Below are 20,001 nucleotides of genomic sequence, written 5' to 3' on the forward strand. Positions count from 1 at the left end.
TCTCTGACTCTTTCTTATACTCGTGCCTCAAACTTTAACGGAAAAAATCCTAAGTAGAGCCTCGGGTAAATCAGTAGCTCCAGGAGATGTAGTGGAGGTTAAAGTAGATATTGCAGCTTTCCATGACTTGACTGGGTATCATGTAATAGAAGTTATGGAGAAAGCGGGTATGTTAAAAGTTTTTGATAAACAAAAAATTGTAATAGCTTTTGATCATTTAGCTCCTCCACCAGATGTAAGAAGTGCCGAGATTCAAACTCAAATAAGAAAATTTGTAAAAGAGCTAAAGATACCAAACTTCCATGATATAAATGTAGGTATCTTACATCAAATATTACTAGAAAAATACGCTAATCCAGGATATGTAATAGTGGCTGCTGATAGTCATACTACAACTTCCGGTGCTGTGGGAGCTTTCGCACAAGGTTTAGGTGCAAGTGATGTTGCAGCTGCAGTTATAACTGGCAAAACATGGGTTATGGTTCCACAACCGTTTAAGATAATGTTAGAAGGTAAACCCGGTAAATGGATAAATGGAAAAGATGTAGCATTAAAGATCCTTGGCGATTTTAAGGCTGACTACTTTAATGGAATGAGTATAGAAATATTCGTAAGGGAACCGTCTGCATTTCCAATGGACTTTAGGGCAACAGTTTCTAATATGGGAATAGAAATGAATGCTGATGCATTAATGTTTGTTCCAGATGACGAGACAGTTAATTACATTAAGACTAATAGAGGTTACGAACCAAATACTGTTAGGCCGGATGAAGGAGCAAAATACGTTGATGAATATACGATTGATTTAGGAAAATTAGAACCCTTAGTTGCTGCTCCTCATAGTGTTGATAACGTTAAAACAGTTAATGAAGTTGAAGGTTTAGATGTAGATCAGGTATTCATAGGATCTTGTACAAATGGTAGAATAAGTGATTTCGAAATTGCTGCAAAAATTCTAAAGGGAAAGAGAGTTAAAAGTAGATGCATAGCCATACCAGCATCTTATGATTTATTTAAGAAGGCTATGGAGCTAGGCTATATAGAGACTTTAGTTAATGCTGGATGTATTGTCACATATGGTACTTGTGGACCATGTCTAGGAGGTCACTTTGGTGTGGCTGGCCCAGGTGAGACAATAGTTTCGACTAGTTCAAGGAACTTTAAAGGTAGAATGGGGAGTAACGATTCAAAAGTATATTTAGCTGGACCAGCAGTTGCAGCAGCTTCTGCTTTAGAAGGCAAAATAACTGATCCGAGGAGATTCTCATGATAGTAGAAGGTAAGGTTTTAAAATTCGGTGATAAAATAGATACTGACATCATTATACCAGCAAGGTATCTGAAATACACTGATCCGCAATACTTAGCACAGCACGCAATGGAACCTCTAGATCCAGAATTTTATAAAAAAGCTTCTGCTGGTGTAATTTTAGTTGCTGGCAAAGTCTTTGGAATGGGTTCATCAAGAGAGCAAGCTGCTATTGCATTAAAGGCTTCTGGTGTTAGGGCTATTATAGCTGAATCGTTTGCAAGGATATTCTATAGGAATGCTATAAATAATGGTTTGCCAGCTATTGTTTTACCTGGTGTAACTCAGCTAATAAATGAGGGTGATTATGTAAAGATAAATGTAGAAACCGGAGAAATAATAGTGAATAATCAGAAAGTTTATAAAGGAAGAGGAATAACTGGAATGCCGTTAAAAATACTTGAGAGCGGCGGTTTACTGGATTATTTAAAGAAAGTTTCGATTCAGAATCAAGGAGGTAACTGAAATAAAAAAGTTTGTATACAACTTTTTTAAAATATTTCTTATGAGGTTTACTTTCGTTATACTCTCCCTCATTTTTATGTTTATAGACGAGACTTTTTCACTTTATATGCTTGAAAGGATTTACGGATACGAGGTTTTTAAATTAGCAATTACACCATGGTTTCTAATTCCTTATTCAATTTTAATATTTCTAGTAGAATATATTTTGATTAGACTTATATATTTCTCAATAACTAAATTTTTGCATTTTTTAAGGCGTTTAATAGCTTTTCATTAGGCATGTTGTTCCATGTATTTTCAAATACTAGGGTTTCTATGGGTAGTCTTCTATTCCAACCTTTTTCCTCTAGTTCTGGTTTTTCTGGGAATTTAGTTACATAACAAAGGGTTAAATACCCAATTAGTTCTACTTCATCCGGTATTCCTAGTATTCTTTTAACATCTTCTTTTCTAAAGAAACTTACCCAGCCCACCCCTATTCCTTCAGCTGTTGCAGCCAGCCATAAATTTTCTATAGCTAAAACAGTGGAATAGTTGCAAGTCTCTGGAATTGTTAATCTTCCTAATACATAGGGACCAAATCTATTTCTATCACAAGTTATAGCAATATTAACTGGTGATTCAAGTATAGCATCTATTTTTATCCTATCAAAAATCTTTCTTTTCTCTTCATCAAGTTTCTTCCTAAATTCTTCTCTTTGTTCGTCAACTAACTCTTTAATTTTTCTTTTTATTTTCTCATCTCTTATTATTATGAAATTCCAAGGCTGTGAATAACCAACCGAAGGTGCTAAATGAGCTGCTAGAAGTATTTTAGCTAATACTTCATCTGGTATTGGGTCACTTTTGCAATAACTTCTGATATCTCTTCTTCTTTTTATAACTTCATATATGTCCATGGATAGGTTATCCATAAGGAGGAATAAAAATTATTTTGCCAAATATAATTGAGTTGCTTTTATGCCTTCTCCTAATCTTATATCTTCTCCTAATTTACTCAGAACTCTTTCTATTGAGGCTATTGTTACTATGGCATCATTTTCAGTCACCCATCCCATATGGCCAATCCTAAAGTACTTTCCTTGTAATTTTGGATGAACTCCTGGAGCTAATTCAACACCTTCTGAAACTATTTCAGAAAGTACGTTACCAGCATTAGTTTTCTTAAGAATTACTCCAGTTACAGTATTACTATAGGCTTCCGGTTTTTTAGCAACTATTTCTAATCCCATTCCCTCAATTCCAGCTCTTATTGCACTAGCCACTTTTTCATGTCTTTTAATTCTACTTTCTAACCCCTCTTCATCTATAATTATTTTTAATGCCTCAGACAGCATCAAAATTGTATGCACTGGAGGTGTAGAGAAATATGAGGCTTTCCCATTTTCCATACTATTCATAACTGGTAGCCAATTCCTTAAGTCTAAGTAATAACCAGCAATACTTTTTTCATCTTTTAACCTTTCCATGGCCCTTTCGGAAAGTACTAAAATTCCTAACCCTGGAGGAACACCTAGGGCTTTTTGACTAGCTGTTAAATAAACATCAACTCCCCAATCCTTTGCCTTTACTTCTTCTGCACCAACACTTGAAACTCCATCAACAACTACTAAATCAACATAATCCCTTACAGCTTTTACACTATCCTTGATTGGTTGTCTTACTCCAGTGCTTGTCTCCACATGCGTGAAGGTAACTAATGTATATTTGTCCTTTTTTACTTCTTTTTCAATTGTCTCCGGTTCAACATAATAACCAGGTTCTGTGCTTAATACGTTAACTTTTATTGGATATTTTCTGAATATGTTTACCCACCTATCCCCAAAGACTCCGTTAGTAACTACTAAGACTTTTTCACCTTCTTTAAGTAATGATGTTACACTTTCCATTGCTGACGTTCCTCCACCGGGTATTAAAAACGGTTGATATGTATTGTCAACTTGGAATAATTCTCTTGTTTTCTTTAAGGAGAATTGAAAAGCTTCTACGAATTCTTGAGACGTAAAACCTACATTATTTTTTAAACCCGCATATAGTACTCTATCTAAAATATTTACTGGGCCTACATGCATTAAGAGCTTTTTTTCTTTTTGAATCATGAGATATTAAGGTGAAACATAATTATTTATTCTTTCTATTCATAAGTTTGTTTAAAATTTTTCGATATTCTAGAATTTAACATAGAAATACCATTGTTCACTTATTTAATAATACTGAACAATATATTAACTATGACTGATTTAGCTAGTTATATTGTTATAAGAAGGACTTATGAGAATTTTAAAAATGAACTATCTATGTGTTATAATGTTAAGGAACTAAAACTGAAGATACAGAAATTCTTATCTTTCCTTTCTTCATTTGATTTTGAAATAGAAACTAAATTAAAAGAATTTGTCAGCAAACAAAAGGAGATAGCTAAAAAATTACTTCTGATCATCAATATAAGATATGTGATTATCTTTATATACAAATATATAGTTAATAAACTTCTGTCAGAATTAATAAACCTAATAAATGTAGTATTGAGAGAGTTAAATTATAGAGGCTTTTAAGCATTCCTCAATTTTTTTAGCATCTTCTTCTGGTATAGGTCTTTTTAAGTTTGCTGGGACATTCCTTAAATACTTAGAAAATTGAAATTTATCTTCTATGAATGAAAGATTCCAGATAATGTCTTTAGAGGGACATTCGCCTATGATTATTGGTTCTAGCTTTATTCTATAAACTTCAATGGCTTTACCTACGAGCTTTTCATTGGGAAAGACTACTGTTTCATCATAAAACCAGTCTGAAATTACTTTAAATATTCCTACGAATTTACCTCCGTATTTTTTAGCATAGTATTTACCCACATAAAATATTATAAAATCACCTGGTTTGATGTATTTCTCAACAGATTCTTTATGAAAACCAAAGAGGTTTGTTTTTACTACCGTCTCCCAAAAATCTTCTTGCACTGGAATTAGCCAATACATCAATTTTTAACTCTCAGTTAGGCTATATAAAAGTACTGTAATACTACCGTTTGAAAACAAGAGGTGAAATTGTGGGAGTTGCATTTTTAGGAAACTTTATTAGTTATCTGTAATAGTTAAATAACGTGAAGAAACTATTTCTATTTACTACCCCTAAAAGAACCTCATCAATAGAAGATTATGAACTTGATATATTATATAAAATTTCTGATAAATTTTCACTAGGTGATTTACTTGAATATAGTAGATGGACAGAGGGGAATATTAATTTTATTTATGCCAGATTTAAGGGTGGTTCTGTTAAGCTAAAATATATTGAGGGTAAAGAAGGTATTGCTCTTATTAGGGTTAAAAAGAGGTATCTAAACAAGAATAAGGATTTCAGCTAACATAACAGCAAATAAGCCGGACATAAATATCCCATCAAATGTTCCCATTCCTCCTATACTAACTATTTGTGGACTTGACTCAATTATTCTCTTTAGATTAAATAAGTCTGCACCAATAAGTGAACCTAAAACACTACTTACGTAAGCCGATACTGGGACCAGATAACTCATTTTAAAGAAAAACGCATAGCTTATTAATGCTGAGAATAAAGGTGCTATTAAAGGATTCATCACGACCCCTACTCCAGTAATCACTTTTGAGAATACGTTGCATATAATGCTCAATAAAATTATATCTACGATAAGTAAAATTATAGAAAAACCATGAAAGGCTAAAAATATTAGTGTTATTGATAATAACGAAGGAATAATAGCTCCTCCAACATTAACAGCAACTAATGTCTTTCTTAACTGATAAGAGAGCCTAGGCACGTAAATAGGAATTCCAAAAACGTATACGACATCAACCTCTGGAGCTAGTGCTGGTCTATTTATTTCTTTCACAACAATATTTACTGGACTAAGGATTAAACTTAACAAAGCTAGTTCTACTGCTAAAAAATAACTTATTGCTTCATTAACTCCAACTATCTTAAGTAAACTTGAAAAATATCCTATAGAGATAATGAATATTATTAGGCCTAAAAATGCATAACCTATAGCGTAAATTCCCCTAAAAGGAGTTAGTATTAGAACTCTTTTAGCCACTAGCTATATTCTATTGTCTTGCATAAATTTTTAACAGTAATGTAGTCTGATAAAGTGTTTACATTAATTATTTCTCCTTCATAGTAAACATCCTCATACTCATTAAGTTTTAATTCATTCCATAAGCTAATTCCTACAAAACCAGATTTAGTTACAAGAGTGCATATAGATTTCTTACATGAATAGAGCTTATATATTGCTTCTTCTGGAATAAATGGAGTATCTGCAGGGACAACAATTACTGGTAGACCAACCTTTCCTATAGCTTGAATAACGTCATTTTCATAACCTTTACCATCTGTAATAACTTTCTTAAAAGAGGAAAATATAAGAGGATTATATCTTGTTATGGCTAAATAAATCTCATCTGTAAAGTTAAGCAAGGATCTATAAACCCAATAGAACATTGGATAACCGCACAAGTCAATCAATGGTTTTAATGGTGATAGTCTAGTCCCTTTTCCTCCAGCCATAATAATTGCTTTCAAACTTAACCAACTCTTCCTCAAAATCTTCCTTATATACTTTATCTCCTTTTACCTCTAAGACATCTTCCCCTTCTACTATCTTCCCTATGATTACTCCTCCAAACTCTTCAATTTTTTGTGGATTTCTTGTTATTACAATAAAAGCTCCAGACGAAATTAGCGTGTAAGGGTTAATATTCAAAACTTTAGTAATCTCTAAAGTTTCTTGTAAAATTGGAGGATCTCTAAAGATAAGCACTTTTTTCTTAGTAGACTTTGCAACCTCTAATAATGCTTGATATATTCCTCCTTCAGTAGCATCATGCATAGCTATTACATCATCCTTAACTTTCAGTGCTTTTTCTTGAACTGGGATGAAATATTTTAGTTTTTTGGCCTTCTCTAATATCTCATGTTTAACTCCCCTTTTAACCAATTCATTTTCAAATTCATTAGCCAATATCCACGTCCCTTCAGTACCAGCAAAACCAAAAACTCCTATATAATCACCAACTTTACCATCAGAGAGTTTCATTATTTTATCACTAAACGAAAATGCAGTTGTAACTACAATATCTTGTTGTAAACCTCTTGTAACTTCTGTATGTCCACCTACTACTGAACATCCAATAAAATTACATGCCTCATTAATTCCATCAATTATTACATCCAGATTTTCCCTTTTTGTAAGAAGAACGGTAGTTAAAACCCATTTACATGGAACGCCTTTCATGTTAACATCGTTGCATGCAACTGCTACTGATAGAAACCCAGCATCTTTTCCTGCTTCCGTAATTGGATCTGAATGAATAACCAAATAATTTCCTTCACTCCTTATGATTGCATCATCTTCTCCTATTTCTGGACAAATCTCACAATTTCCGGTCTTTATTTTATTCAAAAAGTCTCTTACTGGAATTTTTCCAAAAAACATAAATTTTATACGGTGAAGTGGGTAAATATGCATATTATTGAAGTTGAAGATCTTTGGAAGATTTATAAGAATGGTATTGAAGCTTTACGCGGTATTTCCTTCACCGTAGATGAGGGAGAAATTTTCTCATTTCTAGGTCCTAACGGAGCTGGGAAAACTACAACGATAAAAATCCTTTCTTGTGTATTAAAACCTTCTAAAGGTAAAGTAGTAGTCAATGGTTTTTCTTCACCTAAAGAATGCGAAAAAATTAGGAAAATTATAACCACTGTTCCCCAAGAATTTCAAGGTTTTTCTGATCTAACTGTAAGAGAAAACATTGAATATTTTGCAAAGCTTTATGATACAACAGATAAAGTTGATGAAATTATACAGAAACTAAATTTGAAAGAACATGAAAGGAAGAGATTTAAGGAATTATCTGGTGGTTTGAAAAGAAAAGTTGCCATAGCGTGCGGTCTTGTTGGCAATCCAAAAGTAATATTTCTTGATGAGCCTACAGTAGGATTGGATCCCAAATCTAGAAGAAATTTATGGGAATTAATTAAATCATTAAAAGATATGAAAATAACTATTTTTTTAGCAACTCATTACCTAGAAGAGGCAGAACGACTAGCAGATAGAGTTGGTGTACTATATAAGGGTAAGATAGTCAGAATTTCAACACCATCAGAATTAATGAATGAGTTCAAGAAAGAGAATTTAGAAGAGGCCTATTTGGCATTAATGGAAGAAATGAAAAGTGAGGAAGAATGAAAAAAATTATACCAACAACGATAGCAATAATAAAAGATAATTTAAGAAGTCCTATTACTATTTTCTTTATTCTATTTTTCCCTTTAATGTTGGCAATAATATTCTCTTTAATATCAGTAGTTCCTCAACAACATATAGTAGTTTATGTTAATGGTAAAAATGATAGTGAGATTGCTTCATATTTAAATCAAAGTAAATTATTCATAGGTATTGTAGGTGGTAATCCTCAGCTAGTAAAGCTTAATCAACAAGTTATATTTTATAATTCGACAAGTAAAAAGGTCTATTATAATCAACTTGAAGCTAATTTTATTCCTGTCCTTGAGACGTATCTATTATCCATTCATCAAAAAGATCTTCTTTCCTCATATGAGTTAATAACAAGAAACACTCCAGAGGCTTATGAAATTTCTGGAGTTATTGGTGTTATATCTTTGTCTAATGGTATTTTGGGTATTACGGGCGTAGGAAGTGGTTATTATAGGGATAAGCTTATTGAAAGATTAGCTTCTTCGCCACTTAAAGATTATGAATGGGTAATTTCCTTAATGTTATATGAGGTTCTAATTACAATAATGTCTACTATAGTGGTTCTTATATTCGGTATAATTATCGGTTTCCTGCCAATTATTAGCTTATCATTTATTGGCATTCTTGCTCTATCAACATTAATGTTCTCTGGACTTGGTGCAATAATTTTCGGTCTATCACCAAAGGACAAAATAGCTATTTCTAATACTGTAGCTACAGTTATAGTTTTTCCACTCATGTTTATTAGTAATGCGTTCTTTTATGTTGATGAATTTCCACAGTTTTTCAGAGCCTTTGTTAGTTATCAACCTGTATCTTTAGTTAATGATATGGTTAGGGATATTCTTATTTACGATAAATTGCCAAGTCCCACAAACTTCTTTATTATTATCCTTTTAACCGCAATATTTATAGGAATAGGGAGTAGGCTGTTAAAACTTAGAGAATAGCCCATTTAGGCTTAGTTTTAGTTAGAAACGATATTACTCCTGTCCTAGCGTCTTCTGTTAATACTTGGTCAATTAGTTCTTGGAAAGCTTTTTCTAACTCTTTTTCATGTTCCGTGAATAAAATTTTCCTCATCATGGATAAAGACGAAGGTGCTATTTGCTTAAGCTCTCTAATTAAGTTAGCATTTGTATCTTCAAAATTATCAGTTATTTCATAAACTAAGCCTATTTGTTTTGCTTCTTCTGCATTTAATTCTCTCCCTAAAAATGCCATTTTTAACACATTGTTCCATCCAAGCCTATATTTTCCTAGTGTAAGCATTACTGGAGGGAATACTCCTATTTTTCCACCAGGAACTGCGAATTTTGAATTTTTTGATGCAATAACAAAATCAGTTGCTAATAGGATTTCCATTGATGCACCATAAGCTATACCTTCGACATTTGCTATTGTAATTTTGGATAAATTAAGCAAAGTTCGAAACATTTCGAACATTGTTGAAAAGAAATTTGTGGCATATTCTCTATTATCTGAAGCTCTTCTTAGTTCGCCTATGTCTGCTCCTGCACCAAAATTATTTATTCCCCTTATAATCACAAATCTAACTTCTTTATTTGAGTCTAACATTCTCAAGGAATCTATAAGATTATGCATAAACTTTATATCCACTAGATTGTATTTTCCTTCTTCATTACTTATCAGTATTTTACCTATATCCGACTCTTTTTGAACAAGTACTTTAGTCATTTATTAGTTGATTGCAAAGGTCTCTTATAATCTTTTCTTGCTTTTTGTTGGAAAATAAGGAACTAAAAAATAAACAAAATTAAATATTTCGTTTAAATGCTTTTATACATCTTTATTAACTTTATAAAAATACATTTAAGTCAGAAAAAGTAAAAAGTGGTATCTGATTAGGTGAAAGTCATGAGTGCCTCTGATTTTATTAGGGGTTTAGGAAGGGCGATAGTTCTTGGATTATATTTTGGAACAAATTTCGCATTAGCTAAAGTATCCAATTTTTTTAAGGATATTTTCCAGCTTGATAAGGACTGGGTTACGAGAATTACTATGGGTATGATAGTTTTAAGCCTTATATGGGGGATTTTAGGAATTGTTGACGCTTTAATGGTAAGGATTCAGGAAGCGTCATGGGGATTAGCCCAAACATTACCTTTAACAGTCCAAGAATATGAAGCCTCAATAACGCTTCACGGCATGAGAGATCTATTTGGATTTGCACAACAGCTCATACTCGCTGTATTTATTTACTTTACATTCAAGATGCTTAATATTCAACCTAGATTAAAATGGATGTTTAATTTGGGCTTTGTACTATTTAACATTTCTTTCATGCTTTTTGAAGGACCAATAATTATAACTACGCAAACTGGTTTTGACAATTATTTCTCTGCAACTGGTTGGTATTATTTAGCGCCAATAGGTGTTAATGGTTATTCATTATACGTAGTTTCTCCATTATGGTATATTGGCTGGATATTATTAGAAGTTGGAATATATTTAATGACTGGTTGGTATGTTTACCATTTCTATCTAGCTTCAAGGAGTTTGAAAGAAAAATTACCAATCTTCTTAGTTTTTGGTCTTGTAGTAGGTATACTTATATTAGAAAGTTATTCTGGCTCATTTATAACTGCTTTATGGGATTTATTAGCTTTCTACCATATAGTAGGATATAATATTATTGCTGATCAGATATCCTTCGTGACTTTATGGCATGGGATTGTTTATATTGCTTGGTTCCCAGCTGTGGCCGCACTATACTTGCTAATACCAATGCTTTCAAATAAACCCCTTTATAGCGACAAATTAGCTAGAATTTCAGCACTTTTATATTTAATATTTGCAACAGGTCCCCTAGGAATTCATCACTTATATATGGTTGATTTACCAGTTCCGGTAAAGATAGTAACTGAAGTATTAACAGACGGTATTATTGTTCCATCCATGATGACATTCTTTAACTTATGGGCTACAGTAAAAGGTGCAAATATACAATGGAATATACTTGCTGCTCTAACTACGATGTCTTTTGCCGGTTCCGTATACGCGGGAGTTATGGGTATTTCTAACTCAGTAATAGCTTATGATGCTATAGTTCATGAAGGAATGTATGTTGTAGCACACTTCCATGCATTCATATTATTCTCAATTGTTCCAGCTGGATTTGCTGCGTTATACTTAATGATACCAATGATGACAAAAAGAATGTGGTATTCTGCAAAATTAGCATGGATTCACTTCTGGGGATATACGGTCGGTGTTATTATGGTTGTTCTAGGTTTTTCTTATCTAGGAGTTACCGGATTAATAAGAAAAGAAATGATTTATCCAATTTCATCAACGTTTGTTACTGGGCAATTAATTACAACTGTTGGGGCAATAATTGCTGATCTTGCTACTGTTGGTTGGTTAATTAATTTAGTTCTAACAATAGTTAAGGGAAGAGTAGTTGAGAGTGAAGGCTTAAACTTAGGAGAGCTTACAACAAGTATTGCTATGGTTCTGAACGGAAATAACGACATAGTCATTAATGGGATAACAAAAGGTATAGGATTAGTTAGAAGCGAAATTCATAATTTAATAGAAAAAAGACTTATGAAATAATAACTTTTTTTCCTATTTGTTTTAATATTTCTTCATGTTCTGGGAATCTTTTCTCTTGATATCTTGAAAAAATTAGTTCCCCATCTAAATATACATCAAATATTCCATTTTTGCCCTGTTCCAAAGTGACTTCTACGTTCTCAAAATAAGCGAGTATATCTCTAGCTAAATTTATAGCTCTATCTAAATATCCGCAAGGTCTACAGTAAACTATCTTTACGGAGTGCATACTAAATTTTCTTTTTCTTTCTTAATATGCCTTTCTTTATAATGTTTTAAAGGTTGTGAAATAAAGGCTTTATAAAATTGTTTTACTTGACTTTTTATAAAATCATGATATAAGGCTATAATTTGTTAAGTATGTGAACTAAAATGAGAATAGTTGTAACATATGACAAGGAATTTAATCTAAAACCTCTCGATGAGGCAGAAATAATTGGGCTAATCGATGAAGAAAAGAAAGAAGTGGAGCAATACGAGAATCCTGGTATTGGGAGTAAAGAAATGACCATGGATGCAATCTTAAGTCTTAATCCAGACGCTATAGTAGTTAGTAAAGGTTTCTTATGCCCCGGTTCTTATATGATGTCTTATGGAAGAATAAAATATATACCAACAGAATTCAAGACATTAAATGATGTGTTGAATCACCTAGAAGAATTAAAAAAGAATATGAAAGAAGAATTAGAAGAAGACATGTATGCTGAAGAACACATGCATCATCGCTTTTACTGAAGCTCTTCTATCCATTTTTCCCATAATTTACCGTTTTCGTCCATGCCAGATGTAACTTCATAACCCATTTGCATCCATCCTGCCATTCCGCCAATCATGTAATAAACTTTTTTACCTTTCCATAACTCTGGCATACCATATGTTGCATATCTAGCTCTATTTCCATGTTCACAAATTACTGCAACTTCTTTATGTTGTATCTTATGAAGAAGAACATCTAAATAGTCTAATGGTACTAGAAGGGCTCCAGGTATATGATGATCCTCGTATTCCATCGGTGTTCTTATATCTAGCAGTAAAACTCGGTTTTTCTTCCATAGTTTTCTTACAACTGAAGGAAACGCATCTATTATATGAGGATAAAATGGTGATACGTACTGTTCGTTTACTTCCATTTCTAATCTATCTTTAACATTGTTAAAGGAGCTTAAATTTTTTTCTTTTAAAAGAATTTAACTCAATTAGTTTGTTTTCAATAAAAGAAACAATCTATATCTCATTTTGGTATTTCCAAAACTATTATTGGCTTTGTAAAAACTATATTTAGTAAAAATTGTACATATAAAATAAAATTTTATGAAAATGCATTTAGCGAAATATTTAAATATTGTATAAGATATGAATATAATAAGGGGTGTATTATATGAGTCAACTCAAAATATATAAAGAACTTGATCTAACAAGCTCTTCATGTGCTGGTCCTATAGGAGAACTTTCTGGCGTACTAGAAGAAATTAAAGAAGGAGAGGCTGTTAAAGTAATTTTAGGAGATGAAGCCACTAAAAAAGATGTAGAAGCTTTTGTAAAGAAAAAGGGGTATAAGATAGTCCAATCTACACAAGATGGAAAGAATTTTGTACTCCTAATTACTAGGTGAGAGAAAATGAAGAGAGTTATAATTGCTGGAGGAAATATAGCTGGTACAATTGTTGCAAATAGGTTAGCTAAAAAGCTAGATGAAGAGTTAGATAAGGGCGAAGTAGAAATAGTGGTTCTTAATAACACTGATGAGCATGTTTACTTGCCCGGTCAATTATTAGTTGCTTATGGTTTAGAGAACCCAATCGAATTAAAAAGGAAAGAGAGCGAATTGTTAGATCCTAGGATTAAATTCCTTCACGGACAGAAGGGTACTATAACAAAAATAGATGTTGCAAATCATTCAGTTATAACAGCCGATGGATTGTCTCATTCATACGATTATTTAGTTATAACTACTGGTGTTGAATATACTTGGGATGAGGTTCCAGGTTATAGATCTGCAGCATTATCTCCATATGAGTTTGACGGGGCATTAAAGATGAGGGAGGCATTAGAAAAATTCCAAGGAGGTACTGTTGTAGTTAATGTAGCTAAACTGCCTCATAGATGTCCAGTTGCGCCATTGGAAATGACTTTAATACTTGATGATTATTTAAGAAAGAGAGGAATTAGAGATAAGACAAAGATAATATACACTTATCCGACTCAAGGGGTATTTGGTAGACCTATAACAAATAAGTTTATGCTAAAATTATTTGAGGAAAGGGGCATAGAAGTTCATTCACCATTTAATGTTACTAAAGTAGATCCTAATGAGAAAATTATTGAATCACAAGAAGGTGGTAAGATTAAGTTCGACCTATTATTAGGTGTACCTCCAAACATGGGTGCTAAAGTTATTGAAGATTCTGGAATTGGTGACAGAAGAAGATGGGTACCAACTGATAAATTCACGCTAAGAATGAAAGATCAAAGCAATGTATATGTAATGGGTGATGCAACAGATTTACCGGTGTCAAAGGCTGGATCTACAGCTGATTTTGAATCTTATATTGTTGCTCATAACATTGCTAATGATATTAAAGGAAACATGGGTGTAAAGCATTATGGAGGAGACGTATTATGTTATATAGCTACTGGTACAGATACGGCAACGTATATTAGATTTAGCTATACGATGAACGAGAATCCACCACCACCTTCATATGTACATTGGTGGGGTAAAATAGGGTATAATAAATTATACTGGACTGTAACGGCTAAAGCTGTGGTGTGAAATGGCCAAAGTAGGGATTGTTTTAGGTACTAATGAACTTTCAAAAGTCCTATATGCTGGAATGTGGGCTGTAATATCAACATCAATGGGAGACGAAGTAATAGTTTTTGCTACCATGGACGGTGTTAAAGCTTTCCTTAAGGAAAACCCAGATTTTAAAGTTACTGATGAAGCCTCAAAAAAAGTAAAAGAGAGTAAAGAGGATGTTCTGTCTTACTATAGAAAGGCCAAGAAAACTGGGAAACTTAAAATCTATGCATGTTCTTATGCATCTAAGCTTTTCGGTTTAGAGAAAGGTAACTATGATGATGTAGTTGATGATATTGTAGGAATTACAAGTTTTCAAATGGATTTAGAGGGAGGTCAACTACTTTCAATTTGGTGATTAAATGCAAGAGCTTAATTTAGAGAAACTAGTAGAGAAACTTGATAATAAAAAGATAGAAGAACTGACGGAAATCCTAGATCAACTTCCTACATTAAATGAGACACTAAAAACTGTCTCACAACTTAAAGAGTCTGGTGCGTTAGATGCATTAGTTAATCTTTCATATTCAGCTAAAGTTGTAAGGGATATGTTAACTGATGATGCTATTGAAAATGTAGCAGATATGTTAGGAGGACTAATGGAATTATCTGAAATTATATCAGAAAACGGCAATAAATTTGCTGAATTTGTGAAGCATCTAGACTTAATGGATGAGTTACTTCATACTCTTCATCAACTTAAAGAGACCGGTGCATTAAATGCTGCAATTGATGCATTATATGGATTAAAGACTTTGCGTGATATGTTGAATGATGAGGCTATAAGTAATTTATCTGATTCTCTTTCTGGCATTTTAGAATTTTCATCAGTATTCTTACAAAATTATGATAAAATTAGCGAAACTATAAGACATATAGGAGTCGTGAATGATCTTATACTAAAAGTTAAAGAATTAAACGATTCAGGGGCGCTGAATGCATTGACTGATTCAGCTTATATGTTAAAGACTTTGCGTGATATGTTGAATGATGAGGCTATAAGTAACCTAGCTACTTCAATATCCGGCTTACTTGAATTATCTTCCGCTGTATACGAAAACTATGATCATGTTATGAAAGTAATTAAAAATATTGATGTGGCTAGTGAAATTTTAGATAAAATGAAAGAATTAAAGTCTAGTGGTGCATTAGATGCAGTGTTTGATGCAACATATTTTCTAAAGACTTTGAAAGATATGTTAAACGATGAGGCTGTAGCAAATATAACAACAACATTATCACTTACGCTAGATTTCTTACCTAGAGGTATAGAATTTCTCAATCATGCTATGAATCCAGTATTCTATAACATGGTGTCTTCACTCACATCTCCAGAAGCTCAGAAACTTCTATCAAATCCCCCAAAGATTACTTTAGGTGGATTAGTTGCTGCATTTAGGGATGAAGATATTCAACGTGGCTTTGGTATTTTCTTAACAATTTTAAAAATTTTGGGGAAAAACTACAAAATAAATTTATCGTAGAAAAGTTTTAAAGTGATCTTTTTTATATCTTTTTTTGGTGCATTCAAATATGGACATATTTACGAAATTTAAAGAGAATTTAGAAGTTTACAAAAGTATGGGTTTAAATCCTTTGTCTCTTGCAACCGGTTGTGCTGTCAAAGTTGATTTGATAGATACTGTATACCCAGCATTAGAGAAAATAAAGCGAATTCTTGAGGAAAGAAATATTACTATATTACCCAGAGAAGATGCCGATATCTTTGTCAGTAGAGAGAAAATGGAAATGAAAAGGCTAATTAATGGTGGGGAATTTGATGCAGACAGAGCTATAAGTCTTATTCAAGTTAATCAGGAGACTGCTGGCAACCCAGACGCATTTTCAGAGTTTCTAGTTAGGGTTTATACTTCGATTAAAACTACTAGGAAATTAACTATAGGAAAAGGTCATTCAATTGTTACTACAAAGAAAGATGGCGAGGTTGCAGTTTTAGATTTATTTAGATTAGAGGGAAGAGAAGAAAAATCTTATACAGTTGCAAACAATGATACTATACAAATAGTCGACCCACTAGATAATCCTGGTTCTCAAGTTCAGGTTGATGTTGCTATATCTAACTCTCTTAACGATTTATTTACAAAAGGAGTCTTTCAAGATTTAACCGTCGTACCTGTCGTAGACGCACCAAATAATGAATTAAAAAACAAATTACTATCTAACTATGAAAATTACGTTAAGAAATATAATATGAACTTGAGAAATGATATTCAGCCATCTGTTGGAACTTTAATGATGGGTGCTACAGTAGTAGGTAAGAGTGATCATGAACTTCCAACTTTTTATGATAAAGTTAATGAGAACATGGTAATTATAACCACTAGATTCTTCGGTGAACTAACACCGATAAATGTTCACCTTTGGTCATTGGCTGTACCGGAACTTATTGAGATGATGGAGAGTAGAGGAATATCTTTCTCTAGATTAGAGAAAGTTAAAAGTGAAGCATTAGAAATAATGAGAAAGCCGAATATACACGTAGCTAAGGTGATTTACTCTTATTTACCAGAATTCGGTAAATCTTTTGATGAAAAATCACATATAGCTATGACAACTGATGTCACTGGCCCAGGAATATTTGTTATAAAGGAATTTGCTGAAAAGGCTAAAGTTGACGTTGAATTAAATGATATTCCGGTTATCGATAGAGATATATGTGAATTTGCAACAGAGAATTTCATAATACCGAATTCTACTATAGGAACTAATGGTGCTATTGTAATGTTTGCAGATAAGAGAATTGCTGATGATATAATGGAGGATCTGGTTAAGATTGGTGAAAAGCCAGAAATTGTGGGTTATGTTAAGGGTAAAGGTAACGGCACAGTATATGCACCTAAAGATGTAATGAAATTAATAAGAAGGGACAATGTATTAAAGCAATTTAAAATAAAAGAGTAGAATGTTTGATAACAAACTTTATTTTTTATTTTTACTACCTCCTTATTATGCGTGTTGGCTTAGCTGGTTTAGGTGTTATGGGATATAGGATAGGTGCAAACTTAGTAAAAGCTGGTAAACTAGATGTAGTATATAACAGAACTGTTAGCAGGGCGGAACAGTTTAGTAAGGAATATGGTGTTAAGTACGTAACTGACCCTAAAGAGCTAATTAAATCTGTAGATTTGTTAATAACAATGTTAGCTGACGATAGTGCAGTTTCTTCATTCCTATTGCCTTTATCCCCTTATGCTAAAGATAAAATAATTGTTGACATGTCTACAATATCTCCTTCAACTTCAATTAGTATTGCTAATGAAATAATGAAGAATGGTGGTATAATGTATGATGCCCCGGTAATTGGTACTTCAATATTTGCAGAACAGAAGAAATTAACTGTATTATTAGGTGGGCCAGAATCTCATGTAAATACTGTTACGGAAATTTTGAAGGAAACAGCTTCCACAATAATCTACATGGGTAAGAATGGAATGGGTCTTTATGCAAAGTTAGTTAATAATCTTATGGTCGGTGTATATGTAGCAGCTTTAGCTGAGGCTTATAATTTTGGAATTTCTGCTGGATTAAAACCAGAAGATGTTCGTAAAGTTTTAGCATTATATGGTAGTGCTAAATCTCCAACTTCAGAGTTAAAAGTTCCAAAGATGATGAACTCAGATTATTCAACTCAATTTGCAACTAAACATATGAGAAAAGACTTAGAAATTATAACCAAGGAAACGCAGAATTTACACGTTGTTAATCCGTTATCATCTTTAGCACTTCAGCTTTATCGTTTTGCTGAAGCTTTAGGATATTCAGAATCTGATTATGCAGCTGTTCTTGAGGTATACAAGAAGGCCAACTTAGTTAAGTAAGGGCTAGGATATCTTCTTTTCCATTAATCTTCTTTCTACCTCTAAATCCTTCTTCTGCGTAATGCCAGAATTCAATATCTTTTTCATCAATTTTCCAGCAAAGATATGCTGGCCTATTATTAATTACTGCAGGGAAGTCTACTAATCCCATATCTGGATCTCTAATAATAATCCCTTTTTGTGTTATTTCTTTTACAATTCTGTCAATCTGAATAGTATACTGAATTAGTGCTTCTTTATCTCCTTTCATTAATGCCTCTTCAGTAAGATATTTAATTTTTTTCATTTCTGAAAGTTTATTTCTAAGCCATGGCAGTAATTGTCTAGCTGTATTTAGATCAAAGTATGGATATTCTGTCACATAATATAATATGTCATCATAAGTTAAAAACTTAGAATAGACAAATGTCTATTACATTATATGGCTAAGGTTAAAATAATACGGGGATAAGTACTATGTTGATCAAAAATGATATACAGAGAAATAGATTTAGATGAATATTTAACCTTGATGGCACTAGGATTTTATTGATGAGACTATCAGAGCAATACATAAAAAATGCTTTATCCTTAAGCTTAGAGATGCTTAGTAAGAATGATGGAACTATTGCCGCTAGGGTATGGGAAAACGTTATAAAGGCTATAGTAGCTTTTGCACAAGAGAAGAGTGGAAAAGATGTTTTAGCTTATGCTTTAGCTTTTGCCTCTTTTCAGTCCGAGTTTAAAGCTGGAGATTATATACCTATAATAAAGGAAACATTAAAGGTAGCTGAAAAAATTGGAATAGAAGATAAAGAGACAAAAGAGTTATACGATAAGGTTAAAGGTCAGTTAAGTCAAAGGTCTTCATAAGATCCGTGGGTTCTGACCTCATCACCAATCCTTTTCGTTAGATACTATAATTACTTTACTTTTTGTTTCATTTATCCATTTTTTCACTAATTCTTTTTCCTCCTCATCTAAATGCGCTTCAGGATCTTCTATTATTATTAATTCTTTTTCAGTACCTCTAGTTAAAAAGAGTTTTAGTGATAAAAGGCTTAACACGTCTGATGTAGCATTATAGAGTATGTTATCATCAACATATACATAATTATTTTCTTGATTAACCCATATTTTATGATTATTTATTTCGTCGGTAAAACCTTGAGGCAAAAGCATAGAGTTAATAAATTCTGCAGCAATTCCAAAGGCTTTTGGAATTCCTGGTGCTCCCTCATATTGATACACAAGGAATTTAGAGAAAGCGTAAAGCAAGCCAGCTCTAGAAGAAGGAATTATATACGGTTTTATTCTTTCTAATTTAGAAAAATAGAATGAGTCAACTTGAAAATTACCTTGTATACCTTGAGATATATTTATAGGTTTTTCTTTTAGAATAATTTTTACAGAAATATTAAGATTATCAATCTTACCCGAAATATTAATACTCGGTTGATCTATCTCAAAATCACCCTTAAAATATGTTGATGAAATTTCAAAATCTGATTTTAAAAGCTGAAGAAAATATCTTTCAAAAATCTGTCTCCAGCTCTCTATAGGATCTCCTTTTATATATCCATATAGTCTAGGTATGTTATAGATACTTTTCATCAAATAATATAGTAATCTCACTGTATAATACTTATTTTCTCCCTTTTCTGATATGATAATTTTCTTTGCATTTGTAATATCTAATACTTTTTCACTCTGATTGACGTTTATTTTTACTATCATCACTAAAGGGTAGATTTATAGGTATATATTTT

Annotated in this window: 26 protein-coding genes; 15 read left to right on the forward strand and 11 right to left on the reverse strand. The window is 32.4% G+C overall.

The annotated features are described in order from the left end of the window. The first annotated feature begins 22 nt into the window (after positions 1-22). Both D1869_RS02830 and D1869_RS02835 read left to right on the forward strand, forming a co-directional pair. On the forward strand, positions 23-1,270 hold the full coding sequence (locus tag D1869_RS02830; RefSeq protein WP_156013822.1) for a 3-isopropylmalate dehydratase large subunit: 1,248 nt from the start codon (positions 23-25) through the stop codon (positions 1,268-1,270). Continuing rightward, on the forward strand, positions 1,267-1,773 hold the full coding sequence (locus D1869_RS02835) for a LeuD/DmdB family oxidoreductase small subunit (protein WP_156013823.1): 507 nt from the start codon (positions 1,267-1,269) through the stop codon (positions 1,771-1,773). The genes D1869_RS02830 and D1869_RS02835 overlap by 4 nt, the downstream gene beginning before the upstream one ends. Before the next feature lie 233 nt (positions 1,774-2,006). On the opposite strand, the gene bluB is transcribed toward D1869_RS02835, so the two are convergent. Then, complete coding sequence (bluB, locus tag D1869_RS02840; RefSeq protein WP_156013824.1) at positions 2,007-2,672, reverse strand: 5,6-dimethylbenzimidazole synthase; 666 nt, start codon at positions 2,670-2,672, stop codon at positions 2,007-2,009. Between the two features lie 30 nt (positions 2,673-2,702). Then, positions 2,703-3,872 carry a pyridoxal-phosphate-dependent aminotransferase family protein gene (locus D1869_RS02845; RefSeq protein ID WP_184650945.1) on the reverse strand — a complete coding sequence of 390 codons (1,170 nt, stop codon included), beginning with the start codon at positions 3,870-3,872 and terminating at the stop codon, positions 2,703-2,705. 132 nt (positions 3,873-4,004) lie between these two features. On the opposite strand from D1869_RS02845, the gene D1869_RS02850 reads away from it, so the two are divergent. Then, on the forward strand, positions 4,005-4,328 hold the full coding sequence (locus D1869_RS02850) for a hypothetical protein (RefSeq protein ID WP_156013825.1): 324 nt from the start codon (positions 4,005-4,007) through the stop codon (positions 4,326-4,328). On the opposite strand, the gene D1869_RS02855 is transcribed toward D1869_RS02850, so the two are convergent. Then, the gene (locus D1869_RS02855) at positions 4,308-4,751 is read right to left on the reverse strand and encodes an EVE domain-containing protein (protein WP_010978585.1); all 444 of its coding nucleotides are present in this window, start codon (positions 4,749-4,751) and stop codon (positions 4,308-4,310) included. The genes D1869_RS02850 and D1869_RS02855 overlap by 21 nt on opposite strands. Before the next feature lie 125 nt (positions 4,752-4,876). Here D1869_RS02855 and D1869_RS02860 point away from each other — a divergent pair, with 125 nt between their 5' ends. Beyond that, on the forward strand, positions 4,877-5,140 hold the full coding sequence (locus tag D1869_RS02860; protein ID WP_052846374.1) for a hypothetical protein: 264 nt from the start codon (positions 4,877-4,879) through the stop codon (positions 5,138-5,140). On the opposite strand, the gene D1869_RS02865 is transcribed toward D1869_RS02860, so the two are convergent. The 3 genes from D1869_RS02865 to D1869_RS02875 are packed head-to-tail and all read right to left on the reverse strand — an operon-like array spanning position 5,114 to position 7,249. Further along, complete coding sequence (locus tag D1869_RS02865) at positions 5,114-5,848, reverse strand: DUF1614 domain-containing protein (protein WP_010978586.1); 735 nt, start codon at positions 5,846-5,848, stop codon at positions 5,114-5,116. The genes D1869_RS02860 and D1869_RS02865 overlap by 27 nt on opposite strands. After that, complete coding sequence (locus D1869_RS02870) at positions 5,848-6,336, reverse strand: NTP transferase domain-containing protein (protein WP_156013826.1); 489 nt, start codon at positions 6,334-6,336, stop codon at positions 5,848-5,850. The genes D1869_RS02865 and D1869_RS02870 overlap by 1 nt, the downstream gene beginning before the upstream one ends. Then, entirely contained in the window at positions 6,299-7,249 is a 951-nt protein-coding gene (locus D1869_RS02875; RefSeq protein ID WP_156013827.1) for an AIR synthase family protein, read from the reverse strand. Before D1869_RS02875 ends, D1869_RS02870 begins: the two co-directional genes overlap by 38 nt. 27 nt (positions 7,250-7,276) lie before the next feature. Between D1869_RS02875 and D1869_RS02880 the strand changes: the two genes are divergently transcribed. Continuing rightward, the gene (locus tag D1869_RS02880; RefSeq protein WP_156013828.1) at positions 7,277-8,005 is read left to right on the forward strand and encodes an ABC transporter ATP-binding protein; all 729 of its coding nucleotides are present in this window, start codon (positions 7,277-7,279) and stop codon (positions 8,003-8,005) included. Then, positions 8,002-8,985 (forward strand): ABC transporter permease, encoded by a 984-nt coding sequence (locus D1869_RS02885; protein ID WP_156013829.1) that lies wholly within the window; start codon positions 8,002-8,004, stop codon positions 8,983-8,985. Before D1869_RS02880 ends, D1869_RS02885 begins: the two co-directional genes overlap by 4 nt. Here D1869_RS02885 and D1869_RS02890 read toward each other — a convergent pair. Beyond that, the gene (locus D1869_RS02890; protein WP_156013830.1) at positions 8,975-9,733 is read right to left on the reverse strand and encodes an enoyl-CoA hydratase/isomerase family protein; all 759 of its coding nucleotides are present in this window, start codon (positions 9,731-9,733) and stop codon (positions 8,975-8,977) included. The two genes, D1869_RS02885 and D1869_RS02890, sit on opposite strands and share 11 nt — an antisense overlap. A 180-nt stretch (positions 9,734-9,913) precedes the next feature. On the opposite strand from D1869_RS02890, the gene D1869_RS02895 reads away from it, so the two are divergent. Further along, complete coding sequence (locus D1869_RS02895; RefSeq protein WP_221267040.1) at positions 9,914-11,614, forward strand: cbb3-type cytochrome c oxidase subunit I; 1,701 nt, start codon at positions 9,914-9,916, stop codon at positions 11,612-11,614. Here D1869_RS02895 and D1869_RS02900 read toward each other — a convergent pair. Then, a complete protein-coding gene (locus tag D1869_RS02900) occupies positions 11,604-11,843 on the reverse strand; it encodes an Rdx family protein (RefSeq protein ID WP_156013832.1) in 240 nt (79 codons plus the stop codon). The genes D1869_RS02895 and D1869_RS02900 overlap by 11 nt on opposite strands. A gap of 143 nt (positions 11,844-11,986) precedes the next feature. Between D1869_RS02900 and D1869_RS02905 the strand changes: the two genes are divergently transcribed. After that, positions 11,987-12,349, forward strand: coding sequence for a hypothetical protein (locus D1869_RS02905; RefSeq protein ID WP_010978593.1), 363 nt, complete (start codon positions 11,987-11,989; stop codon positions 12,347-12,349). Here the strand turns inward: D1869_RS02905 and D1869_RS02910 are convergent. Next, positions 12,343-12,744 (reverse strand): rhodanese-like domain-containing protein, encoded by a 402-nt coding sequence (locus tag D1869_RS02910; protein ID WP_156013833.1) that lies wholly within the window; start codon positions 12,742-12,744, stop codon positions 12,343-12,345. The genes D1869_RS02905 and D1869_RS02910 overlap by 7 nt on opposite strands. Before the next feature lie 248 nt (positions 12,745-12,992). Between D1869_RS02910 and D1869_RS02915 the strand changes: the two genes are divergently transcribed. From D1869_RS02915 to D1869_RS02940, 6 genes are read left to right on the forward strand one after another with little or no spacing between them, the layout of a single operon-like run. Then, positions 12,993-13,226, forward strand: a complete 234-nt coding sequence (locus D1869_RS02915) for a sulfurtransferase TusA family protein (RefSeq protein ID WP_156013834.1) — start codon at positions 12,993-12,995, stop codon at positions 13,224-13,226. 6 nt (positions 13,227-13,232) lie between these two features. Continuing rightward, the gene (locus D1869_RS02920) at positions 13,233-14,387 is read left to right on the forward strand and encodes an NAD(P)/FAD-dependent oxidoreductase (RefSeq protein WP_010978596.1); all 1,155 of its coding nucleotides are present in this window, start codon (positions 13,233-13,235) and stop codon (positions 14,385-14,387) included. A gap of 1 nt (position 14,388) precedes the next feature. Continuing rightward, positions 14,389-14,772 carry a DsrE family protein gene (locus D1869_RS02925; protein ID WP_010978597.1) on the forward strand — a complete coding sequence of 128 codons (384 nt, stop codon included), beginning with the start codon at positions 14,389-14,391 and terminating at the stop codon, positions 14,770-14,772. Between the two features lie 4 nt (positions 14,773-14,776). Further along, positions 14,777-15,898, forward strand: a complete 1,122-nt coding sequence (locus D1869_RS02930) for a helical membrane plugin domain-containing protein (RefSeq protein ID WP_156013835.1) — start codon at positions 14,777-14,779, stop codon at positions 15,896-15,898. 49 nt (positions 15,899-15,947) lie between these two features. Next, positions 15,948-17,336, forward strand: a complete 1,389-nt coding sequence (locus D1869_RS02935) for a SelD-related putative sulfur metabolism protein (RefSeq protein ID WP_156013836.1) — start codon at positions 15,948-15,950, stop codon at positions 17,334-17,336. 47 nt (positions 17,337-17,383) lie between these two features. Further along, positions 17,384-18,253 carry an NAD(P)-dependent oxidoreductase gene (locus tag D1869_RS02940; protein WP_156013837.1) on the forward strand — a complete coding sequence of 290 codons (870 nt, stop codon included), beginning with the start codon at positions 17,384-17,386 and terminating at the stop codon, positions 18,251-18,253. Here D1869_RS02940 and D1869_RS02945 read toward each other — a convergent pair. After that, positions 18,246-18,614 (reverse strand): DUF2203 domain-containing protein, encoded by a 369-nt coding sequence (locus tag D1869_RS02945; protein WP_010978601.1) that lies wholly within the window; start codon positions 18,612-18,614, stop codon positions 18,246-18,248. The two genes, D1869_RS02940 and D1869_RS02945, sit on opposite strands and share 8 nt — an antisense overlap. Positions 18,615-18,784: 170 nt before the next feature. On the opposite strand from D1869_RS02945, the gene D1869_RS02950 reads away from it, so the two are divergent. Then, positions 18,785-19,105, forward strand: coding sequence for a hypothetical protein (locus D1869_RS02950; RefSeq protein WP_156013838.1), 321 nt, complete (start codon positions 18,785-18,787; stop codon positions 19,103-19,105). A 21-nt stretch (positions 19,106-19,126) separates the two neighbouring features. Here the strand turns inward: D1869_RS02950 and D1869_RS02955 are convergent, their stop codons facing one another. Further along, on the reverse strand, positions 19,127-19,969 hold the full coding sequence (locus tag D1869_RS02955; RefSeq protein ID WP_156013839.1) for a hypothetical protein: 843 nt from the start codon (positions 19,967-19,969) through the stop codon (positions 19,127-19,129). Positions 19,970-20,001 lie beyond the last annotated feature (32 nt).

Origin of the sequence: Sulfurisphaera ohwakuensis (assembly GCF_009729055.1) — an archaeon.
GTDB classification, from domain to species: Archaea; Thermoproteota; Thermoprotei_A; order Sulfolobales; family Sulfolobaceae; genus Sulfurisphaera; species Sulfurisphaera ohwakuensis.